This window comes from Blautia sp. MCC283 (assembly GCF_018785565.1).
Taxonomy (GTDB): domain Bacteria; phylum Bacillota; class Clostridia; order Lachnospirales; family Lachnospiraceae; genus Blautia_A.
This window is the reverse complement of sequence record NZ_WQQB01000004.1, coordinates 1-24,487: the sequence shown is the minus strand read 5'-3', so window position 1 is coordinate 24,487 and position 24,487 is coordinate 1. Positions and strand designations below refer to the sequence as shown.

The following is a 24,487-nucleotide window of genomic DNA, read 5'->3' as shown; positions in this document are numbered from 1 at the left end:
GACGCTGTCAGCTTCTGATGAATAATTTTGTAAAAAATTCCTATGTTTCTTCAGGCTTATTATAACACAGAAGACCAGGTATTTACATACCCGGCCTCCTTATGTTTCTTATCATTTCCGCTGTTTTCACAGCATCATTTCAAAGTTATCATATGTACCGGATCTTAACTGTATGACCGGTTTACGATTACTCTGCTGCCTGAACAGATTTCTTTGTAACATCGTTCTGGTTCTTGTACGGATCTGGTCTGAACAGAAGGAAGAGAATGATTGCCACAAGGATCAGAGCAACGATCGTTCCAATTCCGAAGGATCCGGCACCTGTAACAACAAGACCAATCTGGTATACACAAAGTGTTACAACATAAGCAAAGATGTTCTGGAAGAGAATTGCAAACCAGAACCATTTTCTGGACTGCATCTCATGTGCCATTGTAGAAATAGCTGCAAGACACGGAGAGTCAAGCAGGTTGAACAGCAGGAAGGAGAATGCTGCTACTGCTGACGGGAACCATGCTTTGATCGCTGCACCAACGATCATGGTATCTTCTGCATCATCACCAGCTACGTTTGCAAGAACACCCATTGTACTAACGATGGACTCTTTTGCGGAAAATCCGGAGATGGATGCTGCAACCGGCTGCCATTTACCGAATCCAAGAGGAGCAAAGATCGGAGCAAGGATACCACCAAGGATAGCCATGATACTGTCGTTGCTGTCCTCAACAAATCCGATTCCGCTTCCTGTGCTGCCAATGCTGGAAAGAACCCACATGATAACAGTTGCAAGGAAAAGAATTGTTCCGGCTTTGATGATGAAGCCTTTCAGTCTCTCCCAAACGTGAAGCAGAACTGTCTTTGCAGACGGAATATGGTACTGTGGAAGCTCCATTACAAACGGAGCAGGTTTACCGGAGAACGGTTTTGTTTTCTTCAGGATGATGGCAGATACAAGAACTGCTACAACACCGATGAAGTACATCAGTGGTGTGATGAAACCAGCTGCTACATAGTCACCAGTTACATATGCTGTCATGATACCACCCATAAGAGCGATAACAGGAAGCTTAGCACCACAAGGAATAAATGTTGCTGTCATGATTGTTAATCGACGGTCGTTATCAGCCTCGATTGTTTTGGAAGCCATGATTCCAGGGATTCCACAACCAGAGGAGATAAGGAGCGGGATAAAGCTCTTTCCGGAAAGTCCGAAATGACGGAATACACGGTCCATGACGAATGCGATACGAACCATGTAACCGCAGTCCTCAAGGATGGACAGGAACAGGAACAGGATCGCCATCTGCGGAACGAATCCAAGTACTGCACCAAGACCACCGATGATACCATCAGATACAAGGCTTACCAGCCAGTCAGCAACGCCGACACCGCTGAGGCCATCAGCTACAACACCCTGGATAGTTCCGACGAAGCTGTCGTTTGTCCAGTCTGTTACCATGGTACCAACTGTTGTTACAGATACATAATAAACGATGAACATGGTAAGGATAAAGATCGGAAGACCGAGGATACGGTTTGTTACGATACGGTCGATCTTATCGGAAACAGTCATCTTATTTCCGCTTCTCTTAACGTTTGCGGAAACAACTTTCTGGATGTACTGATATCTTCCATCTGTTACGATACTCTCTGTATCATCATCTTCTGCCTTCTCAAGGTTGGAAGCGATCTCCTCGATCTTGGACTGAGCAGAAGCCGGAAGGTTAAGACCTTCTTTTACCTTGCTGTCTCTCTCGAGAAGTTTTACTGCATACCATCTCTTGTTCTCCTCAGAGATGTTTGCAGGAACAAGGCTCTCGATCTCGTTTACAGCTTTCTCAACTGCCTTCGGGAACTCCATCTGTTTGGATGGTACTCTGTGCTGGTTTGCACATTTGATTGCCTCATCAACAACCTCTTTAAGTCCTGTTCCCTTAAGGGCGGATGTCTCAACGATCGGGCATCCAAGTGCGGAGCTTAAACCTTTTACATTGATGTGGATGTTGTTCTTCTTCAGAAGATCCACCATGTTAAGAGCGATAACAACCGGGATACCGATCTCAAGAAGCTGTGTTGCAAGATACAGGTTTCTCTCGATGTTTGTTGCATCCACAAGGTCGATAATCACATCCGGTTTTTCTTTCAGAAGGTAATCACGGCTGACAACCTCCTCAAGTGTATACGGGGAAAGTGAATAGATACCTGGAAGGTCTGTTACAGTTACATCCTTCTGGTTTTTCAGTTTACCCTCTTTTTTCTCTACAGTAACACCTGGCCAGTTACCAACGTACTGATTAGCGCCTGTAAGAGCGTTGAACATTGTAGTCTTACCACAGTTCGGGTTTCCGGCAAGAGCTATTGTTACAGACATTTTTCATCCTCCTTTTTTCAGATCAGAGCCTTATGCTCTGTCATTTTTTCGAAGTTTATTTCTGCTTTACTTCCACACATGCTGCGTCATGCTTACGCAGGGAAAGCTCATAGCCTCTGATGGTGATCTCAACCGGATCTCCAAGAGGAGCTACCTTGCGGATATAAACCTCGCTGCCTTTTGTGATTCCCATGTCCATGATACGGCGCTTGTAAGCCGGGTCGCCGGTGATCTTGGAAACAACTACTGTAGAACCTACTGCTGCATCACGTAAAGTCATTTCTCTTTTCCTCCCTGTTTATATTCCAAATCCATATGATGATCTCCGTCTGCTTTCGCTTCCAGAGACCATAAAAACTGCTCATCTCCCGGAGCAGTTACAGTAAAACAGGCCCCTCCGGTCTGTCTGCTGTTCATTTTACGGAACGTGCCGCGTTCATCTTACGGCACTTCACATCCATAATCTATCCTCAACTGTACTTCATACAGTCTTGGGCAAATCTATTACCGGGCGCTGCCGCACACAGTCCGGTTACACCATTATGTGTCTGGCCATTTCCTTATTAACCGCAACTCTGGAATCCTTGATATTTACGATCAGATTGCCGTCAAACTGGGAAATAACGGTTACTTCCGCGTTCTCAACAAAGCCAAGACCTGCAAGAAATCTTCTTGTGTCTTCCGCTCCGGAAATACGCTTGATTGTACCGGTATCGCCTGACTGCAAAAATAAAATCGGCTGCATGGAATCCCCTCCGTTTCCTTCTATTAATTAACTCAGTCTAATTAGTTAACCCTAACTCATAGGTTAGTGTATACTAAGTTTTTTCGAATGTCAATCCCCAAAATGAAAAAAGTTAATCAAGATTAAATTTTTTATAAAAAAAGCATAAAAAGAATTCCTGTATTTTGAGATATTTCTACCTGCCGGACAGGCACTTCTCTTTTTACAGGAATTCTTTTATAATTTTCTGATATTATCTTTTAATGGATCTGATCATCCAGCAGCTTCAGGATCAGATTTTCTGTCTCATTGATTCCATAACTTGCACTGTTGATACACAGGTCATAGTTATCCGGCTTGCCCCAGTGGGCTCCACCATAGAAGTTATAATACTTTCTGTGCTGGCTGTCCATCTTCTTTAGGAAGCGGACCGCCTGCTTCATATTCATCTTTCTTACATCCATGACATGCTGGACACGGATGGCAAAAGGCGCCGTGATAAACAGGCTGATATGTGGAATGTGATTGTTCTTCAGGATCGCATCCGCACATCGTCCCATGATGATGCAGTCCTCTTTTGATGCCAGGTCACAGATCAGGTCACTCATGTTAAAAAATACTGCGTCCTGTTTCGGAAGTCCGTGATATCTGTTAAATTCCCGGAACCATTCCCGTGGATCAAACTTATGCTTCTTCTCATATTTATTGAAATCCGCAAAATATTCCGCATCATTGACCGCACCTTTTTCCGCCTCAAGACGTCTTAATACCTGGTCAAAGATCTCCACGTCATAATAGTTGATCCGAAGTTTATCTGCCAGACCGAAACCGATATCATTGCCGGCGCTTCCCTGTGTACGGCTGATACAGATGACCAGATGATCGTCCTCGGAAATTTTTTCCCTGCGCTTGATCATATGATTCAGCGCCACACGTTCCTTATCCATGATATCCGTAGCAACAAAGGTCTCCGGCAGCGTAAGGATCTCCTGAAAGATCTCATCATATTTCTTCATCAGACGGCTTTTTTCGTCTTTATCCTTGATGGTTCTGGCCATGTTACTGATCAGGGCCATCTCGCTTCGAAGAAGATGCCCGTCCGGTTTGGTATACATCAGGGCACTTAAGTTACGGATGGTACCTTCTCTGTCACCGGTAAAGGTACGTCCAAGGGAAGATCCTACGCTTTTATAAACCTCGCCATCCAGTTCATAAAGTCTGGTAGCAAGTTCTCTGCATTTCTCTCGAATGTTATTATCCTGCATATTGATCCTCCTCCCTTATAAAAAGAATACCAGCATATCGATGATGAACACCGGTACCAGGAAACAAATGGACCATCCCATGTATCCAAAGAAGGACGGCATGTTGATACCATTTTCGTCAGAAAGTGTCTTGACCATAAAGTTCGGAGCATTGCCGATATATGTATTGGCACCCATAAATACGGCACCACAGGAAATCGCGGAAAGAAGTTTTACAGGAACCGTTCCCAGTGTGGTTGCGATTCCACTTGTAAATCCAAGGGTTCCCGCTGTAGTCAGAAATACCAGATAGGTCGGTGTATTATCCAGGAAACTGGACAGTGCTCCTGTGGCCCAGAACATCTGGTACGGCTCGGTAATTCCAAGGTTCGGTCCCACTGCTTTCAGGAGCATCAGAGCCGGCTGCATGGTGATAAAGATACCGATGAAAAGTACTGCAACCTCTTTGATCGCGCCCCAGGTAAAATGGTTCCGCACACGGATCTTTTTGTCTGTTGTTTTAAAGGACAGAAATGCAGCTACCAGGATCAGGACGATCTCAATGATTGACGGGAAGCTTAATGTAACCTCACCGAAAATATGGATTCCTCTTACATTGCCTGCCGCATCCTGAAATGCCGGCATACCCGGAAGCATACCACTTAAGATAACACCTACAACGATCATTACAAGGAAAATGATGTTGTGAAGTCCATCGATCTTGAACTCGGTTCCCGGTTTGCTGATGTCCGGTTTACGTCCGTCTGCAATATCTCTCTTATAAGAGCGCATATCCAGATGATAGAACACAAACAGAAGGATCACCATATTAAAGAGCAGAACCGGAAGAAGGTGCAGGCTCCAGAAGAACGGAACCCCTCGCATGAATCCCATCAGAAGTGGCGGATCACCGATCGGTGTCAGGCAGCCACCCATGTTGGACACCATAAAGATGAAAAAGATCATAATGTGACCCTTTCTCTTTCTCCAGGAATTCATTTTGATCACCGGACGGACCATCAGCATGCTGGCTCCGGTGGTTCCAATACAGCTGGAAAGCAGCGTTCCCAGTGCAAGAAGTCCTACATTTACCCGCGGCGAACCCGCAAAATCGCCCTCAACCGTAATGTTACCGGATACACAGAACAATCCGAATAACAGGATGATAAATGTAAGATAGTCATTAATCACGCACTCAAGTACTGTTTCTGCAGTTTTTCCGGCACCGTAAACAACAGCAAACGGAATAATCATGAGAACGATCCAGAATGCAACCACGATCGGCTGATGTGACTCCCACCACTCACCTTTTACCAGAGGCATCACTGCAACACACAGAAGAAGGCCTGCAAAAGGAATACAAAGCCACACCGGCATGCTTGATACTGTCTCGCCATTTCCAGCTGCCCATACACCCACAGGACACGCCAGGATTACTGTCAGAAAAGTACACATGACGGTTAATAATTTTTTCAAAATATTCACCCCTCACATAAATTTTTTAACCAGTGAAATTATAACATATAACATTTTAAAATCAACTGTGTGGATGTGCAATTTATACTCATATCTGCTCATTTTTTTGTGCATTTTGTTGGTGTATCCTGACTGGTTTTGTTTATTTTTTAACACACAACCAGATTTTTGGGTACTGTTTGATATGTCTGTTATATATTTTATATATATTGATGCTGTGATGTGTTTACGTTTCGGCAGGCATGACTCCTCATATCCGAAATCCTGTTTTTACTGCAGGACACCATTTTCTGTGGAACAAAAAAACAGCAGTATCTTTCCCTGGCCGGTTATCTGCCAACCAAAAAATACTGCTGTCCTGTATCAGGATTTCCCTGAACTATGATCTTTCGTTTTTCTGCTCCTGAAGCCTGCTTTGGGCTTCCCTCGCCAGAAGATCTCTGTTATTTATTCCATGCACTCGTCAAGGATCTCGGCCATTTTGTCAATATCCTCTTTTGTGATCACAAGGGGAGGAACAAGACGGAGAACGTCGCTTCCTGCTGAGATCACAAGGAGACCTTTTGCAAGAGCTTTTTTCACTACATCTCCTACCGGGCGTCCTTTGATCACGATACCCTGCATGAAGCCTTTGCCTCTTCTTACTTCCGCACATTCATGTTTTGCAACCAGTTCGTCCAGTTTTTCCTCCAGATACGGGGTCAGGCCCTGTACATGAGAAAGGATCTGATCTTTTTCGAAGATATCAAATACCTTGCTGACCGCCGCGCATACAAACGGATTTCCACCGTAAGTGGTTCCATGATCGCCTGGCTTCAGGGATGCTGCCGCTGCTTTCTTATTCAGAACAAAAGCACCTACCGGAACACCGCAGCCAAGAGCTTTGGCACAGGTCATGATATCCGGCTGTACGCCGTATGCCTGCCATGCGAAATAATGTCCTGTACGTCCCATACCACACTGGATCTCGTCCAGGATCAGGATGATATCTTTCTCATCACAGAGCTTACGCAAGCCTTCCAGGAACTCTTTGGTAGCCGGGTAAATACCTCCCTCGCCCTGTACAGTCTCGGCGATGATGGCACAGGTCTTGTCTGTAACCTGAGCTTTTACGCTCTCAAGGTCATTGAAATCCGCAAATTTTACGCCACCCATCAAAGGCTCAAAAGGCTCTCTGTAGTGTGCAGTACCTGTCACGGAAAGTGCACCGATGCTGCGGCCGTGGAAAGAATGGTTCATGGCAATGATCTCATGATCTGCATGGCCATCTCTCTCGTAGGCATATTTCTTGGCAGCTTTCAGAGCACCCTCGATAGCCTCTGTACCACTGTTTGTGAAGAATGCTTTTTCCATATGGCTTGCCTGTACAAGCTTGGCACCTGCATCAATGATCGGCTCATTGTAATACAGGTTGGAAATGTGCATCAGTTTGTCGATCTGGGCTTTCAGCGCTTCGTCATAGCCCGGATAATGATAACCCAGGGCATTTACAGCGATACCTGCCGCAAAATCCAGATATTCCTTTCCTTCGGAATCATAGAGGTGACAGCCCTGGCCTTTTTCAAAAACTACCGGAAAACGGTTATATGTATGAAGAATACTGGCTTCTGATTCTTCCATCAGTTCATTCATGCTCATTGTAATATTTCTCCCCATCATCTTTTAAAATTGCGGTACCAATACCTTTGTTTGTAAAGATCTCAAGCAGTAAGCTGTGCGGGATCCTTCCATCCAGGATATGGACTCTGTTTACACCATGCTCGATGGCATCGATGCAGTTTTTCAGTTTCGGGATCATTCCGCCGCCGACAGTACCATCGGAGATCAGGTTCTCAGCCTCATCTACACGAAGTTCGGAGATCAGAGTGGACGGATCGGAAGCGTCTCTGTATACACCTTCAATATCGGAAAGGAAGGCAAGTTTCTCTGCATTGACCGCCTCTGCAATAGCGCAGGCTGCATCATCTGCGTTAATGTTGTAGGAATCAAAATTCTCGTCAAAACCGATTGGGAATACGATCGGAAGGAAGTCTCTTTCCAGAAGGTCCTGGAGGATCTTTGGATTGACTTTTGTGACTTCACCTACGTAGCCGATGTCCTCGCCTTTGGAAAGTTTCTTTTTGCACTGGAGAAGACCACCGTCTTTACCGCTGACACCTACAGCCTGAACGCCGAGAGATTCTACAAGCGTAACAAGTTCTTTGTTTACTTTGGCAAGAACCATCTCTGCGATCTCCATGGTGTCTTTGTCTGTTACACGGAGACCGTTTACGAAACGAGGCTCCATGCCGACTTTACCCACCCAGCGGCTGATCTCCTTGCCACCGCCGTGAACGATGATCGGTTTGAATCCGACCAGCTTCAGGAGGACTGCGTCCTTGATGACGTTACGTTTTAATTCTTCATCAAGCATGGCACTTCCGCCGTATTTGATGACTACAATTTTGCGGTTAAACCGCTGAATGTATGGCAGGGCTTCTATGAGAACCTCTGCTTTGTCAAGATATTTCTGATTCACCATATGGGTATCTCCTTTTTTTGAAAAATGATATGGGTTGAAAAAGGTTTTTTTGTTGTATGTTGGACGTTTTTTCTTTATAAATTATAGTTTTGTCTCAGCTGATAGCTGTGGGATTTGCGAGGAGGGGAAGCACTCGGAGTTCCGAAGGCCGTTTCCCCTCCTCGCGCTCCTCCCCTCCGGCCACGGAGAACGGGCTGTTGCCCGCACCGCGGGCAAAGCGCCTGCTGCGGATAGGCTGCCGCAGGCAGCCACCTCCGACGCGCTTTCGCCGAAGGCGAACAGCCCGTCAGTCTGCCTTTGGCGACTGACGGGCAAACTGTCACGATTTTCCAAGGCTTCCGCCTGGAAAATCTCTTCCGTTTGCCAATTGGTCTTCATCAACTAAACTTCCACACGCCTCAACTTCCAGGCTCCCGCCCTGAAGTTCCTCACGTTCGTCACTCAGTCTTCGTCAACTAACGTTCAACACACCACAACCAAGCGTGCCCAACGGAGGGGGTTCTTAGGGGGAGCGTGCGGGCTTCGCAACTCCGAGCTCGCTCCCCCTAAGGGTTTTCTCAGCTTACAAACTGAAACAAAATTACATATAAAATCCACCATAAAAAACCATTCTACAGAGCTCTTACATCAAGAACGATAATCCGCATTGATTTTTACATAATCATAAGTAAGGTCGCATCCCCATGCGGTTGCACTGGCCTCGCCCATCTTCATATCAGCAATGGCTGTCACAGCGTCTTCAGAGAGGATCTTTGTAGCTTCCTCTTCACTGTATCCTGTAGAAACTCCATTTTCAATGATCTTTATTTTTCCTGCTTTGCTCTCAAAGTAGAGATCTACTTTCTCCGGGTCGAACTGGACTCCGGAGTAGCCGAGGGCGCAGAGGATTCTTCCCCAGTTTGCGTCGTGGCCGTAGATGGCTGCTTTTGTCAGGGAAGAGGTTACTACGGATTTACTTAAGGTTACGGCTTCTGCCTTGGTGGCTGCGCCGATAACTTTGACCTCGAAGAGTGCGGTTGCGCCTTCTCCGTCGCCTGCAATCTTTTTGGCAAGGGTTGTGTTTACATAGTTGAGCGCTTTTTTGAACTCTTCATAATCTGCATTTTTCTCTGTGATCTTTGGATTGCCGGCCTGACCGTTTGCCAGGAGGAGGACGGTGTCGTTTGTGGAGGTGTCTCCGTCAACGGATACCATGTTGTAGGTGTCCTTGATGTCCTCGCTGAGTGCTTCCTGAAGAAGTTCCTTGGAGATGTCCACATCGCTGGTGATAAATCCAAGCATTGTGCACATGTTCGGGTGGATCATTCCAGAACCTTTGCACATACCGCCTACAGTTACGGTTTTTCCGCCGATCTCGATCTCTACAGCTGCCTCTTTCTTCTCGGTGTCGGTTGTCATGATGGCTTTTGCTGCCTCAAGGCCTGCCTCGCGGCTTCCCTCAAGTTTCGGAGCCATGGCTTTTACTCCGTTTGCGATACGGTCGATCGGAAGCTGCATTCCGATGACACCTGTGGATGCTACCAGCACACTGTCTTCCGGGATCCCAAGGCTTTCGGATGCTGCTTTGGCTGTTTCCTTACAGTAGCCAAAACCTTCCTCACCGGTACATGCGTTGGCGATTCCGCTGTTGCAGATCACGGCTCTTGCGCCCTGATGATTGTATACAATGTCCTGATCCCATCTTACAGGAGCTGCTTTTACCACATTGGTCGTGAATGTTCCTGCAGCCACACAGGGAACTTCACTGAATACCATGGCCATATCGGTACGGCCTTTATATTTGATCTCTGCTGCAGTTGACGCTGCCTTAAAACCTTTTGCGGCTGTTACGCCGCCGTCGATGATCTTCATATTCTATGTCTCCTCTCGTCTGAAATCCTCTGTGTTTTACGGGCACATCGGGATCTGTTTCAGTCCTTCGTTCTCGTCGAATCCAAACATCAGGTTCATGTTCTGAACGGCCTGTCCTGCGGCACCTTTTACCAGGTTGTCGATGGCACCCATCATGATCACTCTCTTAGTTCTCGGATCGATCTTGAAGTTTACATCTACAAAGTTGCTGCCTTCCACGTTTCTTGTCTGCGGGCATACATCTTTATTCAGCACACGTACAAAGAACTCATCTTTATAATATTTGTCATAGGCCGCTTTTACTTCCTCATAGGTAACATCCTTTGTCAGGGAAGCATATGCAGTTACCAGGATTCCTCTGTTCATCGGAACAAGATGCGGGGTAAAGTTGATCAGCACTTCCTGTCCGCATGCGTATCCAAGCTGGTCCTCGATCTCCGGTGTATGTCTGTGTGTGGCAACGCCGTAAGCTTTAATACTCTCGTTTACTTCACAGTAAAGATTCGGAACTTTAGCTCCTCTTCCTGCTCCGGATGTTCCGGACTTTGCATCAATGATAATAGTGTTCGGATCAATGAGGCCTTCTTTTAACAGCGGATAAATAGACAGTGTGGAGCATGTCGGATAGCATCCCGGGTTGGCGATCAGCCGTGCCTTTTTGATATCCTCACGGTTGATCTCGCAGAGACCGTAAACTGCTTCATCAATAAACTGCGGTGCTTTGTGCTCGATTCCGTACCATTTTTCATATTTCTTCACATCTTTAATACGGAAGTCCGCGCTTAAGTCGATCACCTTACACTTGGAAAGGATTTCTTCATTAATAAGGGATGCACAAAGGCCCTGCGGAGTTGCGGTAAAGATCACGTCCACCTCATCTGCAAGTGCCGCCATATTGTCATCCATACATTTGGCATCCACCAGTTTGAAAAAGTTCTGATAAATATCTGCATACTGCTGATCTATGTAGCTTCGGGAACCAAACCATTTGATCTCAACATCCTTGTGTCCAAGAAGAAGTCTTACGATCTCATTTCCTGCGTACCCTGTCGCACCGATAATTCCTGCTTTAATCATCTTTCACATTCCTCCTCTGCCGTATCTCTTACGGCTTAAGTAAAAAGGCGTTCCTCATATGTCCGCCTTGTCAATGGATAGATTATACATCTTCTCTGCATATTATGCAATAGTCATTTTCTTTGATTTTTCACTGTCTTTTCTGTTTTTCATGTATTTTCTTATAATATTACCCGTTTTTCGATGCATTTTTATGCAAAAAATTTTTCATATTTTTCAAATTATCTCTTGCATATTTATAAAATCTGGTGTATATTAAGCCATGTCGACAGGACAGCCGAAAATTTTGTTTTGTCACGCATGAATATTTATTCACTCTGGTAAAGTTATAAAACAGCATAATTTTTCCAGATAACGTAAAAAAATTCACCGTCCCGGAAATGTCCGGAGCGATACAAAATTTCAAAAAATCCCAGGAGGACATATATTATGAAAGAAAAAGTTGTTTTAGCGTATTCCGGTGGTCTTGATACCACAGCCCTGATCCCGTGGCTGAAAGAAACATTTGATTATGACGTTGTCTGCTGCTGTGTAAACTGCGGACAGGGAAACGAGCTGGACGGTCTTGAAGAGAGAGCAAAAATGTCCGGTGCTTCCAAATTATATATTGAAGATATTGTTGATGAGTTCTGCGATGATTTCATCATGCCATGTGTAGAGGCCGGTGCTGTATATGAGCATTCCTATCTTCTCGGAACTTCCATGGCTCGTCCGGTTATCGCCAAGAAACTGGTTGAGATTGCACGTAAAGAAGGCGCTGTTGCAATCTGCCACGGTGCTACAGGTAAAGGAAATGACCAGATCCGTTTCGAGCTTGGCATCAAGGCTCTCGCTCCGGACATCAAGATCATTGCTCCATGGCGTATGACAGATCTGTGGACCATGCAGTCCCGTGAAGATGAGATCGAGTTCTGTAAAGCTCACGGCATCACTCTTCCGTTCGATGCAAGCCACAGCTACAGCCGTGACAGAAACCTCTGGCACATCAGCCACGAGGGACTGGAACTTGAGGATCCTTCCCAGGCTCCGAACTACGATGACATGCTTGTATTAAGCGTAACACCGGAGAAAGCTCCTGATAAAGAAACAGAAGTTACCATGACATTTGAGCAGGGTGTTCCGAAAACTCTCAACGGAAAGGCAATGAAAGTTTCCGAGATCATCACTGAGCTGAACAAACTTGGCGGCGAGAACGGTATCGGTATCGTTGACATCGTTGAGAACCGTGTTGTTGGTATGAAATCCCGTGGTGTTTATGAGACTCCTGGCGGAACAATCCTGATGGCAGCTCATGACCAGCTTGAGGAGCTGATCCTTGACCGTGAGACAATGGAAGCCAAGAAGAAACTGGGCAGCCAGTTTGCACAGGTTGTTTACGAGGGAAAATGGTACACACCACTCCGTGAGGCTATCCAGGCATTTGTTGAATCCACTCAGAAATATGTTACCGGTGAAGTTAAATTCAAACTTTACAAAGGAAACATCATCAAGAATGGTACAACTTCTCCATACAGCCTTTACAATGAGTCCCTTGCTTCCTTCACAACCGGTGATATGTATGACCACCACGACGCTGACGGATTCATCACTCTGTTCGGTCTGCCGCTGAAAGTTCGTGCTATGAAGCTTGCAGAAGTTAAGAACAACCAGAATCAGAACTAATTTTGCCGGACACGGTTCCGACAGATCATAAAAATGCCCCGGGAAGCTATCTGAAGTTCCCCGGGGTCTTTTCTTATATATCGCTTTGACCACATAATACGCGAAAGGATTCTTTTATCATGAACACACAGAAAATGCCTCTGAAAAATTCTCTCTGCCTGCTTCTGGCCGCTACCATCTGGGGAATCGCCTTTGTCGCCCAGAGTGTAGGCATGGAATATGTAGGTCCTTTTACTTTTAACGGCGTCCGTTCCCTGATCGGTGCTGCTGTTCTGGTGCCGGTGATCTTTCTCTTAAACCGCTCCAAAGATACAGCTTCTGCCGCGGCAGATTCCCCGGCAGCAGAATTTCCAGCAACAGGCGCCAAAAATGCGGATACCTCTTCTCCATACAACTCCCGTGACCTCTGGATTGGAGGAATCGCCTGCGGAATTGCTCTCTTTGCAGCCAGCAACTTCCAGCAGTTCGGCATCAAATATACAACGGTGGGAAAAGCCGGTTTTATCACTGCCTGCTATATTGTCATTGTCCCGATTATCGGACTTTTCCTGAAAAAGAAATGCAGTCCCTTTATCTGGACAGCTGTTGTCATGGCACTGATCGGACTTTATCTTCTCTGCATCACGGACGGTTTTTCCATTGGTCTCGGAGACGTCCTGGTGCTGGTGTGTGCGTTCCTGTTTTCTCTGCACATTCTGGTCATTGACTATTTTTCCCCGAAAGCAGACGGAGTAAAACTTTCCTGTATCCAGTTCCTGGTCTGCGGGATCCTGTCCATGATCCCGGCTCTTGTCCTGGAACATCCGCAGATTTCTTCTATCCTCACTGCATGGCTCCCCATCCTGTATGCCGGCATTATGTCCTGCGGCGTTGCCTACACTTTGCAGATCGTAGGCCAGAAAAATGTCAATCCAACGGTAGCTTCTCTGATTCTTTCCCTGGAATCCTGTATCTCCGTACTTGCAGGCTGGGTCATCCTTGGACAGAAGCTTTCCGCAAAAGAGCTTCTTGGATGCGTCATCATGTTCGCGGCTATCATCCTGGCACAGCTGCCGGAGAAATCTTCTGCGAAATAGGCAGATAAACAATAAAGTGCATGAAAAGTTATCACGCTTCTCATGCACTTCTTTTTTATCTTTCATTGGCTTTCACTGCCGCCCCGTGTGGATACTGGCCGGTCACTTCATTTACTCCGCTGCTGCTTCGTCTCTCTTAATAAAGTTATTATAATGCGCCTTGATCTTCTCAAAGCTCTCCTGGCTGATATCGTGCTCCATCTTGCAGGCATCCTCCAGTGCGATCTCCGCAGGAACTCCAAGTCCCTCCAGCATCTTGGCAAGTACGGTGTGTCTCTCATAGATCTGGTTGGCGATCTCTGCGCCCTTCTCCAGAAGTGTCACAGTACCGTAACGGTCCATGGCAATATATCCGTCCTCACGGAGAAGCTTCATCGCATGGCTGACACTTGGCTTGGAAACGCCAAGTCTGGTAGCAATATCAATGGAACGAACCCCGCCGCCCTTCTTCGATAAAACCAGAATTGATTCCAGGTAATCCTCTGCTGACTGTCTGATTTCCATATAAAATCCTCCCTACAAAAATTAAACTCTATATAGACCCTCTAAAGGGATCTGAATCGCATTCTCGCCCCTATTTCACAGGTGAATATTAACTTTTAATATACCGCTTAAATGATGTTATGTCAAGTATTTCACACATATTTGTCTTGACATTAAAAATATTTTACCTGATAATAGTATCTGAACAATACATCTGTTCTGTAGCAGCCCGGAACTTTTTTCCAGGGGTGCTATCTTTTTGAACAGTAAAAGAAAGGAGATTTTTTATGCTCAAAACCCTTCTGGCACAGGTCAGGGAGTTTAAAAAGGCCTCGTTTCTCACGCCTTTTTTCATGATCCTGGAAGTTCTCTTTGAGACTCTGATCCCCCTGGCCATGGCTTCCATCATTGATAAGGGTGTGGAAGCCGGAAATATCGGCCATATCTATCGGATGGGTGGAGTTATGGTAGTTCTTGCCCTGTGCGGACTCTGGTCCGGCGTCATGGGCGGAAAATACGGAGCACTGGCCTCCACAGGCTTTGCCAGAAACCTCCGAAAAGCCATGTACACCAACATCCAGACCTTTTCTTTTTCCAACATCGACAAATACAGCACTGCCGGCCTGATCACCCGTCTTACCACAGATGTGACCAACCTGCAGAATGCCTATCAGATGATCCTGCGTATGTGTACCCGTGCACCGGCCAGCCTGATCTGTGCCATGGTCATGGCATTTCTCATCAACGCCAAACTTGCAAGCATTTATCTGATCGCGGTGATCTTCCTCGGTGCCTGTCTGATCTTTATCATGCGGAAAGCAACGAAATATTTCCAGACTGTGTTCCGCAAATACGATGACCTGAACGCAAGTGTCCAGGAAAATATCGGTGCCGTCCGTGTTGTCAAAGCCTATGTCCGTGAAGACTACGAGATCAGCAAATTTCAGAAAGCCTGTAACAAAGTATACGAAATGTTCTTAAGTGCCGAGAAGATCGTTGTTATGAACATGCCTCTGATGCAGTTTACCGTTTACGCCTGCATCCTTGGAATCAGCTGGCTTGGCGCAAAAATGATCGTGGGCAGCACGCTTACTACCGGTGAGCTTATGAGCCTTCTCACTTACTGCATGAACATTCTCATGAGCCTGATGATGCTCTCCATGGTTTTTGTTATGGTGACCATGAGTATTGCCAGTGCCGAGCGTGTTACGGAAGTCATCAACGATACTGCTGATATCACTGACCCGGAGAACCCGGTAACAAAAGTTCCGGACGGAAGCATCGTCTTCGACCACGTAAACTTCAGTTATAAGAAAGACAGCAAAGAACCGGTCTTAAAAGACATCAACCTTTCCATCCGCTCCGGCGAGACCATCGGAATCATCGGCGGTACCGGAAGTGCCAAATCCAGTCTTGTCAACCTGATCAGCCGTCTTTATGACGTAACGGACGGTTCTGTTCTGGTGGGAGGCATCGATGTCCGCAAATACCACCTGGAATCTCTCAGGAACCAGGTTTCCGTTGTCCTTCAGAAGAATGTCCTCTTCTCAGGAACCATTCTGGAAAATCTCCGCTGGGGTGACAAAAACGCCACGGAAGAAGAATGCCGCCGTGCATGCCAGCTTGCCTGCGCTGATGATTTCATCGAAAAAATGCCGGATAAATACAATACTTTCATTGAACAGGGCGGTTCCAACGTTTCCGGAGGTCAGAAACAGCGTCTCTGTATCGCCCGTGCTCTTCTGAAGAAACCGAAGATACTGATCCTGGACGATTCCACCAGTGCGGTAGATACTGCCACAGACGCAAAAATCCGCCGTGCTTTTGCAGAAGAGATCCCGGATACCACCAAGCTGATCATCGCCCAGCGTGTTTCCAGTATCCAGAATGCAGACCGCATCATCGTTATGGACAACGGCGAGATCAACGGATTTGGTACCCATGAGGAACTTCTTAAGACCAACGCCATTTATCAGGATGTATTCAATTCACAGACCGGCGGTGCCGGTGATTTTGACGAGGGAGGTGATCCGGCTTGAAAAAACAGAACATGAAAGGTCCGGGTGGTCCTGGACCGAAAGGCATGGGAGCGCCGGAACAGCCAGGAAAACTTCTGGGACGCCTTTCCCGTTATATTTTTAAGAACTACAGTATCCATATCGTGATCGTGGTGATCTGCATTTTTGTCAGCGTTCTTGCCAATGTACAGGGAACCATGTTCATGAAAACCCTGATTGACCAGTATATCACGCCTCTTCTTAAGGCAGATACACCGGACTTCGGGCCTTTAACTGCTGCAATCGCACGTGTGGCATGTTTTTACGCCATCGGTGTTATTGCCACCTATACTTATAACCGTATCATGATCAATGTTTCCCAGGGAACTTTACGTAACCTCCGAAACGACATGTTTGCAAAAATGGAAACACTTCCCATCAAATATTTTGATACCCACGCACACGGTGATATCATGTCCATCTACACCAACGACATTGATACCCTGCGCCAGATGATCAGCCAGAGTTTCCCACAGCTGCTTTCCAGTGTGATCACCATTGTCAGTGCTCTTGTAAGTATGCTGATCCTCAACGTTCCGCTTACTTTCGTGACTCTGCTTATGGTTGCCATTATGCTGACTGCCAGCCGGAAACTTGCGGGCCTGAGCGGAAAATATTTCCTGGAACAGCAGACAAACCTTGGTATTGTCAACGGCTATATCGAAGAGATGATGGAAGGACAGAAAGTTGTCAAAGTCTTCTGCCATGAGGACGAAAGCATCCAGAAATTCGATGAGCTGAACGACCAGCTTTTTGCCAGCGCAGACAACGCCAACCGTTTTGCCAACATCCTGATGCCTGTAGTTGCCCAGCTTGGAAACGTCAGCTACGTGATCTGTGCCATGGTTGGCGGTATCCTTGCCATCAATGGCATCGGAAACTTCACTCTTGGCGGACTTGCCAGCTTCCTGACTTTCAACAAGAGTTTTAACATGCCCATCAACCAGGTCAGCCAGCAGTTCAACAGTATTGTTATGGCCCTTGCAGGTGCCAAACGTATCTTTGATCTTCTGGATGAGAAATCCGAAGTGGACGAAGGCTACGTTACTCTTGTCAACGCAAAAGAGGAAAACGGCGTTCTCACCGAATCCGAGAAACGTACCGGCCGCTGGGCATGGAAACATTTCCATAAAGCTGAGGGTACCACGGATTATATCGAGCTGAAAGGTGACATGGTTCTGGAGGATGTGGATTTTGGTTATAACTCCAACAAGATCGTTCTTCATGACATCAACATGTATGCACAGCCGGGCCAGAAGATCGCTTTTGTAGGATCTACCGGCGCCGGAAAAACCACCATCACCAACCTTCTGAACCGTTTTTACGACATTCAGAAAGGTAAGATCCGTTACGACGGCATCAATATCACCAAGATCAAAAAAGACGATCTTCGCCGTTCCATGGGCATCGTTCTTCAGGATACCAACCTGTTCACGGCAACCGTTATGGAAAACATCCGCTACGGAAAACTGGATGCCACAGATGAAGAGGTCATCGCCGCAGCAAAACTTGCCAACGCTGACGGTTTTATCCGCAGGCTTCCACAGGGTTATAACACCCTTCTCCGTGGAAACGGTGCAAACTTGAGCCAGGGCCAGAGACAGCTTCTCTCCATCGCCCGTGCAGCTGTTGCAGATCCGCCTGTCCTGATCCTGGACGAAGCCACCAGTTCCATTGATACCCGTACCGAAAAACTGGTACAGGATGGTATGGATAAGCTGATGGAAGGCAGGACAACCTTCGTGATCGCCCACAGACTTTCCACAGTACGCAACAGTGACTGTATCATGGTCCTGGAGCAGGGACGTATCATCGAGCGTGGTTCCCATGAGGAGCTGCTTGCTCAGAAGGGCCGGTATTATCAGCTGTATAATGGCTGATCCTGGCCTCCCGGTTATTTCCGGGCAAAAATATTTCAAGGCAGAAAAAACATGCAGGGTACATCTTTGTGGGATGGCTCTGCATGTTTTATTTTTCCGTAATCTTTCTTCCATTTTATCTCTGCACTTCTTCTGATGATTCTTTTATGATATAATTTTTTCGTTGATTTTTTAGAAAGGGGTTTCTGCTGAATTCTGAATTACAACAAAATTTCAGAACTACGGCGGATTAAATTCAAATATATGAAACAGGCTGAAGAATATTATTACGGCAGAATGCCAAAAGATAAACAGAACGTGTACCGCGCAATGCTTCACGGACTTATGGAACTTTCCGATGAGTTTCTGATCCCACAGGTTCCCACTACCGACGGAAACTGGCTCTATGATGTGTTTTTCCAGCTGAGACTGGATCATCCGGAGATCTTCTGGGCCGTGGGGTTCAAATACCGCTATTACAAAGATTCTCCAAATCTGATCCTGATCCCGGAATATATCTTTGACAAGAATAAGATCCGGGAACACCAGAAAGCTCTGGGCGCCCGCGTAGACAAGCTTGTACGCCCTGCCATGAAGCTTTCCGAGTGGGATAAGGAAAAATATGTCCACGACTTTATCTGCGAAAATATCCGCTACGACAAGCTGAAAAAGCCATACTCCCACGAGATCATCGGGCCTCTTGGACACGGCGTAGGCGTCTGTGAGGGAATCGCCAAATCTGTAAAAGTGCTCTGCGATGCCCTTGGTGTCTGGTGCATCATCGCCATCTGCGGAAACAATCCGGAAAAAGGGATCAAGTACCGCCACACCTGGAATATTGTCCGGATTAACGGACAGTACTACCATCTGGACGCCACCTTTGACAATACTCTTGGCAAAAACGAGGACGGCTCTGTCAGCATCCGCTACGATTATTTTAATCTGGATGACAAAAACATCTTTCGTGACCATGAACCACTGATCGCTCCTGCCCCCACCTGCCCGGACGGAAGCCACTTCTACTACCGCGAGAAAAAGCTGTCCTTTACCAAGCTGGAAGACGTCTACAAACGCGCCCTCCAGGCCGCCAAAAAAGGCCGAGAATTCACGTTCCACTGGAGAGGCGGTTATCTCACCCGTGAGATCCTCTCCGACCTCGTAGACCAGATCCAGGCCGCCGGAAAGACCCGGGAGAAAAAAGCCATCATCACCCTCAACTGGCCCCAGGCTGTGCTCCGTTTTCACTTTGTGGAGCAGCAGGCGGAAGGGAAAGTATTTATTGAGGAAGTGAATGAGGGAGAGAAATTGTAATTTGATTTAAAAAATTTTATAGAGCCCAAATGCCACAGATCATTACCGATACATCTGTGGCATTTTATTATGAGTATTATTCTGAAAATACAAAAGACCTTCTATAAATCAAATTTACAGAAGATCTCTTAATAAGTGCGGATAACAGGACTTGAACCTGCACGATTGCTCACTGGTACCTAAAACCAGCGCGTCTGCCAATTCCGCCATATCCGCATATTCAATTGTTGCCATCACTCTGTCTGATGGTAAAAAAATAACGGAAAGCAAATGCTTTCCGCTAATGAGGCATCGGGGATTCGAACCCCGGACAACTTGATTAAAAGTCAAGTGCTCTACCGACTGAGCTAATACCCCATAAAAAAGGACTGGGCTAGCTGGATTCGAACCAGCGAATGCAGCAGTCAAAGTGCTGTGCCTTACCGCTTGGCGATAGCCCAATGGGCGAAGGGTGGATACAGGGATTCGAACCCTGGGCCTCCAGAGCCACAATCTGGCGCGCTAACCAACTGCGCTATACCCACCACAACGTGCCTGAAGGGATTCGAACCCCCGACCCACGGCTTAGAAGGCCGTTGCTCTATCCAGCTGAGCTACAGACACATGCTCTCTTTTCAGAGAAGCGGGTGATGGGAATCGAACCCACGTATCCAGCTTGGAAGGCTGGTGTTCTACCATTGAACTACACCCGCATGCTTGCGGTAATAAGTTTACAGCAGTCGGGGTGACAGGATTCGAACCTGCGGCCTCCTGGTCCCAAACCAGGCGCTCTAGCCAAACTGAGCCACACCCCGATATACCATTTACTTATGGTCTTTATTAAGTTTTTGTCGCTGTTGCTTTTCTCTTGCCTGACGACAAGTGATATTATATTATAGCTTTTTACAAATGTCAACACCTTTTTTGAATTTTTTTAAAAAAACTTTTTTTCACGTTTTTTCCGTCTATTCAAAGGTTTTCCTGTCATTTGCGACTTGCTTATGGTATCATAATCCTGATAATAAAGTCAAGAAGAAAATCTGGAAAATTAAGGAGATGTTTTTATGGATATAAAGTTATTTCAGCAGAAGCTCAATGAAATCTGCACCATCGCAGAGGAGAACGGCAAACAGCTCTCCCAGCAGCAGATCCGTGAGCATTTCGATGAATCTGATCTGAGCACTTCACAGCTTGTAAAGATCCTGCAGTATCTCAAATTAAAAGGTATCACTATCGAAGGTGCCGAGGAAGCAGCCAGCGCTGCGGCGGCAGCAAATACCTCCTCTGAATCCGGAAGCGAAGAAGAACTTCCAGGTACCCGCGCTGCCCTTACCGCTGAGGAACAGGCTTACCTCAACGATTATATGGAAAGTTTTTCCCCGGAAGGGCTTGATTCCGACGATCTTGCTTCCCTCTTCCAGGCCTTTGCAAAGGGTGACACCGCTGCCGAAGGTGCTCTGACCCAGTTCTACATGGCCCAGGCAGCCCAGATGGCCGCTGAACTGAACTGTGAGGAGATTTACCTGGCTGACCTCATTCAGGAGGCGAATCTGGCCCTTCTGGCGGCTCTTAAGGAAACAGAACCCCAGCAGAAGAACGACGCCTGGATGCGCGGCCGTATCCGCAGCGGAATCCTTCATGCCATCGAGGAACAGACCCAGCAGAAGTTCCGTGACGACTATCTGGTATCCAAGGTAGAAAACCTGGAATCCGCAGTAAAAGAGCTCACAGACGATGACGACACCACCAAATTCACCATCGATGAACTCGCCGTAATCCTGGATATGAATGTGGACGAGATCCGGGATGTGCTTCGGCTTACCGGGGATGATAAATAAGATCTTATATTATAACGAAAAAGCCTCAGTACATGCATAGCACCAACAACTTACCTGCTGCCTGTGTTATACCTGTCCTGAGGCATTATCATTCTATAGCAATTCTGAAAATTATTTTTTCTCATACTGCTCGATCATACATTGATGTTCTTTTTTATCCTTATCATAATTAATCGCTACAAGTAAAATATCTCCTGTGTACTCCAAAACAGAATCTGGATACTTCCTGTCTTTAATCTGCTGCATTGCAGTCTGAGCGTTCTGATTCCACTTCAATTCAACTACAAGCGCCGGATAATCACTTTTATATTCCGGCTTCGGAATAAATACAAAATCTGCAAATCCACGTCCTGATGGCAGTTCCCGAACCGGCTTGAAATAATACTGCATAGCGCTTAAATATGCAATCGCCAGCACACTGCTTAATGAATTTTCGTTATGATACTGAATAACGGAAACATATTCATTATGGATTTTTTCTATCTGTGCAGATACCACCGGACAATCCATTTCCAATGTTGCATCCAACAGCTTCTCCGATTCCTGCTGAAAAAGGATCATTTCATTCCAGGCTTTACTTTCTACCGCAGTTGTCAGCTCCTGCCTGATCTCTTCATTGGGCACAAATGCCGTTTTTCTGGTCTGGTCATAACCAAGATATCCCAAATGGATCATATAGGTCAGTACATCATCTCTGCTCTTTATATTCTCTGTATCATTTTTGAATGTCGCTGTATTGACTTTCACAGATGCACCGGACAACATTTCTATGATCGATGTTTTCAATCCATCATAATTCATATTAATAAGAGGCACGATCGCTTCATAGGACGCTGTTTCCGACCAGTAACTCTTAAATTCACCTTTAAGCATCACGCTGACTACTGCTCTCGGATTATAAACCTGACAGTCCTTCAAAAGATATCCATCATACCATCGCTTCACTTCATGAAAATCCTGTTGATATTCTTCCGAAAGATTCCGCACCTCATCTTCTGTAAATCCGATATACGGTGCAAGATTGCCCGCACTTAACATTGTAAATTCATCAAAATTATTAAGCGCTGACTGTGTTGTTTCTTTTTTTACCGGGAGAATACCTGTAAGATATGCAAGTTGGATATATCTGGTTGGTTCCGTCCCTTTGAACATTCCTCTGAGAAAATTAATATACTCTTTCTGCACTTTGGAATTCGCCGCTGCATCTCGGATCAGAACATCCCACTCATCAATGATCACAACGAATTTCTGCCCTGTTTTCTCCCGGATTCTTGAAAGCGCATCTGGCAAAGATATCTCTTTTGATGGTAACACACATGGATAAATCGTTCTCAGCTCATCCAGTATACTCTCTGTGATAAATGCAACAACGTCATCTGCCTTTGCACAATTTGCCAGAAACCACTGAACATCTATATGGATTAAATCATATTTATTGAGATGTTTTCGGAAATCTGCTGCCTTACTGATCTCCAGTCCTGAAAACATTTTTTCGGAATCCGCTCCCTTGCTGTAATACGCAGTAAGCATATTCGCCGTATAGGATTTCCCGAATCTGCGCGGACGACTGTTACAGATATAGGCATCCATAGTATCCAGAACAGTATTTGTGTACTCCAACAATCCTGTTTTATCCACATATATCCTGGAATTCAGTGCTACCTGAAATGCGCTGTTATCCGGATTTACAAATCTTCCCATTTATGTCCGCCCCTTTCTGAAACTATATACTATATCCCCGTACTTCTTGCTTTACAGTATATCGTAATCTATTCTGCATCGTCAATGGCTGTTGTCACAGAGTGTGACATCCTCTCCTTCTGCCTTATAAAAAAGAGGCTTCGATCCAATGTAAACATTCAAAGTATACATTGAACCTGGCCTCTTTTGTATGATATAAATTATCTGATTGTACTTACTGGACAATGAAATAATACGGAACTTCCATAACTGTTCGCTGATCTTTTGTTACGGTGATAACAAGCCGGTGGCTGCCGGAGCCTGTAATTCCTCCGAGGGAAAATTTATTCTTGCCCTGGCTTACTGCGGCCTGCAACAGAACGCCCTCATATCCCTGGGATGTTTTTTTCTGGATGTTGGCACTAACCGTATAGCTTCTGTCAATGTTCTTCCACTGTACATCAAGATCCAGGGTACTGTCCTTCGTTGTGAGAAGTCTGTGTGTACCTGTTGTGTCTGTGATCTTCAGGGACGGATTTGTATTTTCTGCCACTGTAAGCGACAGACTTTCAGCTGTTACGCCTGTGTCCGTCTCACCAGCTGCGATCAGAGCCTGTCCGTCCTTTGCTCCGGCGTATAATTTTGCCTGGAATTGATAAGCCTTTCCTTTTGCTTCCGCAACATCCGAATTTAATGTCAGGTTTACATCCTGAGACGTTGCCCATGTAAGCGTAATTACAAAATTACCGTTGGAATCCGGCCAGTACTGCTGGTTTTTATCTCCGGTTGTTACTGTCAGGCTGACATCTCCCGGAAGTGTTTTATCTGTGGAAGATAATTCCAGTACCAGTGATTTATTGTTCCATTTGTTATAGGATTGCATCGATGGGGCAGTAACTGTAATACTGCTGCCCGCCTTCGCTGTCAGACCGAAGCTTTCTGCATTTACAATTCCAATGTTTACTGAATTTGTAAGAGGATTATCTGTATAGGCATAAATCAGACCACAGTTCAGATTTCCTGCAGAATATCCTGCCTTTACTTTCGAGAAGTCTACAATAAAACGATAGGTCTGATTTTCCTGGTTCTTTATGTCCTCATAATTAAACTCAGTACTTTTTGTTCCCATTTCTTTGAAACTGCTCAGTCCGATCTCTGTCGTGGAAGAATTCTCCCCTATCTTTTTCCAGTAATATTTATTGTGTATGTATAGAAGATTTGGATATGAAAGCAATGTCACAGTCGCTGAATTTTGGAAAATCTGTTTCAGATAACGGC

Annotated in this window: 19 protein-coding genes and 7 tRNA genes; 6 read left to right on the top strand and 20 right to left on the bottom strand. The window is 46.0% G+C overall.

Annotation, left to right across the window (positions count from 1 at the left end):
* Positions 1–187: 187 nt before the first annotated feature.
* The 10 genes from feoB to argC form a co-directional block, all read right to left on the bottom strand.
* Entirely contained in the window at positions 188–2,371 is a 2,184-nt protein-coding gene (feoB, locus tag GPK81_RS01000; RefSeq protein ID WP_215706379.1) for a ferrous iron transport protein B, read from the bottom strand.
* A gap of 55 nt (positions 2,372–2,426) precedes the next feature.
* Positions 2,427–2,651, bottom strand: coding sequence for a FeoA family protein (locus GPK81_RS00995; RefSeq protein WP_118062707.1), 225 nt, complete (start codon positions 2,649–2,651; stop codon positions 2,427–2,429).
* The gene (locus tag GPK81_RS00990; RefSeq protein ID WP_173762644.1) at positions 2,648–2,788 is read right to left on the bottom strand and encodes a hypothetical protein; all 141 of its coding nucleotides are present in this window, start codon (positions 2,786–2,788) and stop codon (positions 2,648–2,650) included. The genes GPK81_RS00995 and GPK81_RS00990 overlap by 4 nt, the downstream gene beginning before the upstream one ends.
* Positions 2,789–2,903: 115 nt before the next feature.
* Entirely contained in the window at positions 2,904–3,116 is a 213-nt protein-coding gene (locus tag GPK81_RS00985; RefSeq protein WP_118169814.1) for a FeoA family protein, read from the bottom strand.
* Positions 3,117–3,355: 239 nt separating this feature from the next.
* Positions 3,356–4,360, bottom strand: a complete 1,005-nt coding sequence (locus tag GPK81_RS00980) for a cytidylate kinase-like family protein (protein ID WP_118062709.1) — start codon at positions 4,358–4,360, stop codon at positions 3,356–3,358.
* A 15-nt stretch (positions 4,361–4,375) separates the two neighbouring features.
* Positions 4,376–5,815 carry a sodium:proton antiporter gene (locus GPK81_RS00975; RefSeq protein WP_174088135.1) on the bottom strand — a complete coding sequence of 480 codons (1,440 nt, stop codon included), beginning with the start codon at positions 5,813–5,815 and terminating at the stop codon, positions 4,376–4,378.
* A 447-nt stretch (positions 5,816–6,262) separates the two neighbouring features.
* Positions 6,263–7,453 (bottom strand): aspartate aminotransferase family protein, encoded by a 1,191-nt coding sequence (locus tag GPK81_RS00970; RefSeq protein WP_118062711.1) that lies wholly within the window; start codon positions 7,451–7,453, stop codon positions 6,263–6,265.
* Positions 7,440–8,336 carry an acetylglutamate kinase gene (gene argB / locus GPK81_RS00965; protein ID WP_118062712.1) on the bottom strand — a complete coding sequence of 299 codons (897 nt, stop codon included), beginning with the start codon at positions 8,334–8,336 and terminating at the stop codon, positions 7,440–7,442. Before argB ends, GPK81_RS00970 begins: the two co-directional genes overlap by 14 nt.
* 627 nt (positions 8,337–8,963) lie before the next feature.
* On the bottom strand, positions 8,964–10,187 hold the full coding sequence (argJ, locus tag GPK81_RS00960; protein ID WP_021976395.1) for a bifunctional glutamate N-acetyltransferase/amino-acid acetyltransferase ArgJ: 1,224 nt from the start codon (positions 10,185–10,187) through the stop codon (positions 8,964–8,966).
* 36 nt (positions 10,188–10,223) lie between these two features.
* Positions 10,224–11,264: an N-acetyl-gamma-glutamyl-phosphate reductase gene (gene argC, locus GPK81_RS00955; protein ID WP_021976394.1), complete on the bottom strand. Its 1,041-nt coding sequence runs from the start codon at positions 11,262–11,264 to the stop codon at positions 10,224–10,226.
* Positions 11,265–11,693: 429 nt separating this feature from the next.
* On the opposite strand from argC, the gene GPK81_RS00950 reads away from it, so the two are divergent.
* A complete protein-coding gene (locus GPK81_RS00950; protein WP_021976393.1) occupies positions 11,694–12,926 on the top strand; it encodes an argininosuccinate synthase in 1,233 nt (410 codons plus the stop codon).
* A 134-nt stretch (positions 12,927–13,060) separates the two neighbouring features.
* Positions 13,061–14,002 (top strand): DMT family transporter, encoded by a 942-nt coding sequence (locus GPK81_RS00945; protein ID WP_442859962.1) that lies wholly within the window; start codon positions 13,061–13,063, stop codon positions 14,000–14,002.
* 111 nt (positions 14,003–14,113) lie between these two features.
* Here the strand turns inward: GPK81_RS00945 and GPK81_RS00940 are convergent, their stop codons facing one another.
* Positions 14,114–14,506, bottom strand: a complete 393-nt coding sequence (locus GPK81_RS00940; protein WP_021976391.1) for a metal-dependent transcriptional regulator — start codon at positions 14,504–14,506, stop codon at positions 14,114–14,116.
* A 266-nt stretch (positions 14,507–14,772) separates the two neighbouring features.
* On the opposite strand from GPK81_RS00940, the gene GPK81_RS00935 reads away from it, so the two are divergent.
* From GPK81_RS00935 to GPK81_RS00925, 3 genes are all read left to right on the top strand, one after another.
* Positions 14,773–16,524 carry an ABC transporter ATP-binding protein gene (locus tag GPK81_RS00935; protein WP_021976390.1) on the top strand — a complete coding sequence of 584 codons (1,752 nt, stop codon included), beginning with the start codon at positions 14,773–14,775 and terminating at the stop codon, positions 16,522–16,524.
* A gap of 11 nt (positions 16,525–16,535) precedes the next feature.
* Entirely contained in the window at positions 16,536–18,422 is a 1,887-nt protein-coding gene (locus tag GPK81_RS00930) for an ABC transporter ATP-binding protein (RefSeq protein ID WP_215706390.1), read from the top strand.
* A 243-nt stretch (positions 18,423–18,665) separates the two neighbouring features.
* Positions 18,666–19,712, top strand: coding sequence for a transglutaminase domain-containing protein (locus GPK81_RS00925; RefSeq protein WP_021976388.1), 1,047 nt, complete (start codon positions 18,666–18,668; stop codon positions 19,710–19,712).
* Between the two features lie 136 nt (positions 19,713–19,848).
* Here GPK81_RS00925 and GPK81_RS00920 read toward each other — a convergent pair.
* From GPK81_RS00920 to GPK81_RS00890, 7 genes are all read right to left on the bottom strand, one after another.
* Positions 19,849–19,928, bottom strand: a tRNA-Leu gene (locus GPK81_RS00920).
* 68 nt (positions 19,929–19,996) lie between these two features.
* Positions 19,997–20,069: transfer RNA gene (locus tag GPK81_RS00915), tRNA-Lys, on the bottom strand.
* A gap of 11 nt (positions 20,070–20,080) precedes the next feature.
* A tRNA-Gln gene (locus tag GPK81_RS00910) sits at positions 20,081–20,152 on the bottom strand.
* A gap of 10 nt (positions 20,153–20,162) precedes the next feature.
* Positions 20,163–20,236, bottom strand: a tRNA-His gene (locus GPK81_RS00905).
* 5 nt (positions 20,237–20,241) lie between these two features.
* Positions 20,242–20,315, bottom strand: a tRNA-Arg gene (locus GPK81_RS00900).
* Between the two features lie 18 nt (positions 20,316–20,333).
* A tRNA-Gly gene (locus GPK81_RS00895) sits at positions 20,334–20,404 on the bottom strand.
* Between the two features lie 27 nt (positions 20,405–20,431).
* Positions 20,432–20,506, bottom strand: a tRNA-Pro gene (locus GPK81_RS00890).
* A 249-nt stretch (positions 20,507–20,755) separates the two neighbouring features.
* Between GPK81_RS00890 and GPK81_RS00885 the strand changes: the two genes are divergently transcribed.
* Positions 20,756–21,529 carry an RNA polymerase sigma factor region1.1 domain-containing protein gene (locus GPK81_RS00885; RefSeq protein ID WP_215706378.1) on the top strand — a complete coding sequence of 258 codons (774 nt, stop codon included), beginning with the start codon at positions 20,756–20,758 and terminating at the stop codon, positions 21,527–21,529.
* A gap of 111 nt (positions 21,530–21,640) precedes the next feature.
* On the opposite strand, the gene GPK81_RS00880 is transcribed toward GPK81_RS00885, so the two are convergent.
* Both GPK81_RS00880 and GPK81_RS00875 read right to left on the bottom strand, forming a co-directional pair.
* A complete protein-coding gene (locus GPK81_RS00880; RefSeq protein WP_215706377.1) occupies positions 21,641–23,230 on the bottom strand; it encodes an AAA family ATPase in 1,590 nt (529 codons plus the stop codon).
* A 214-nt stretch (positions 23,231–23,444) separates the two neighbouring features.
* The coding region (locus GPK81_RS00875) for a hypothetical protein (protein ID WP_215706376.1) at positions 23,445–24,487 on the bottom strand (1,043 nt) is incomplete at its 5' end.

Bases quoted from the DNA above. Each gene is read 5' to 3' on its own strand.
- argB (WP_118062712.1), bottom strand. From the start codon at position 8,336: ATGGTGAATCAGAAATATCTTGACAAAGCAGAGGTTCTCATAGAAGCC.
- GPK81_RS00930 (WP_215706390.1), top strand. From the start codon at position 16,536: ATGAAAGGTCCGGGTGGTCCTGGACCGAAAGGCATGGGAGCGCCGGAA.
- GPK81_RS00985 (WP_118169814.1), bottom strand. From the start codon at position 3,116: ATGCAGCCGATTTTATTTTTGCAGTCAGGCGATACCGGTACAATCAAG.
- GPK81_RS00950 (WP_021976393.1), top strand. From the start codon at position 11,694: ATGAAAGAAAAAGTTGTTTTAGCGTATTCCGGTGGTCTTGATACCACA.
- argJ (WP_021976395.1), bottom strand. From the start codon at position 10,187: ATGAAGATCATCGACGGCGGCGTAACAGCCGCAAAAGGTTTTAAGGCA.
- GPK81_RS00995 (WP_118062707.1), bottom strand. From the start codon at position 2,651: ATGACTTTACGTGATGCAGCAGTAGGTTCTACAGTAGTTGTTTCCAAG.
- GPK81_RS00945 (WP_442859962.1), top strand. From the start codon at position 13,061: ATGCCTCTGAAAAATTCTCTCTGCCTGCTTCTGGCCGCTACCATCTGG.
- argC (WP_021976394.1), bottom strand. From the start codon at position 11,264: ATGATTAAAGCAGGAATTATCGGTGCGACAGGGTACGCAGGAAATGAG.
- GPK81_RS00970 (WP_118062711.1), bottom strand. From the start codon at position 7,453: ATGAGCATGAATGAACTGATGGAAGAATCAGAAGCCAGTATTCTTCAT.
- GPK81_RS00935 (WP_021976390.1), top strand. From the start codon at position 14,773: ATGCTCAAAACCCTTCTGGCACAGGTCAGGGAGTTTAAAAAGGCCTCG.
- GPK81_RS00940 (WP_021976391.1), bottom strand. From the start codon at position 14,506: ATGGAAATCAGACAGTCAGCAGAGGATTACCTGGAATCAATTCTGGTT.
- GPK81_RS00990 (WP_173762644.1), bottom strand. From the start codon at position 2,788: ATGAACAGCAGACAGACCGGAGGGGCCTGTTTTACTGTAACTGCTCCG.
- GPK81_RS00880 (WP_215706377.1), bottom strand. From the start codon at position 23,230: ATGGGAAGATTTGTAAATCCGGATAACAGCGCATTTCAGGTAGCACTG.
- GPK81_RS00925 (WP_021976388.1), top strand. From the start codon at position 18,666: ATGAAACAGGCTGAAGAATATTATTACGGCAGAATGCCAAAAGATAAA.
- GPK81_RS00885 (WP_215706378.1), top strand. From the start codon at position 20,756: ATGGATATAAAGTTATTTCAGCAGAAGCTCAATGAAATCTGCACCATC.
- GPK81_RS00980 (WP_118062709.1), bottom strand. From the start codon at position 4,360: ATGCAGGATAATAACATTCGAGAGAAATGCAGAGAACTTGCTACCAGA.
- feoB (WP_215706379.1), bottom strand. From the start codon at position 2,371: ATGTCTGTAACAATAGCTCTTGCCGGAAACCCGAACTGTGGTAAGACT.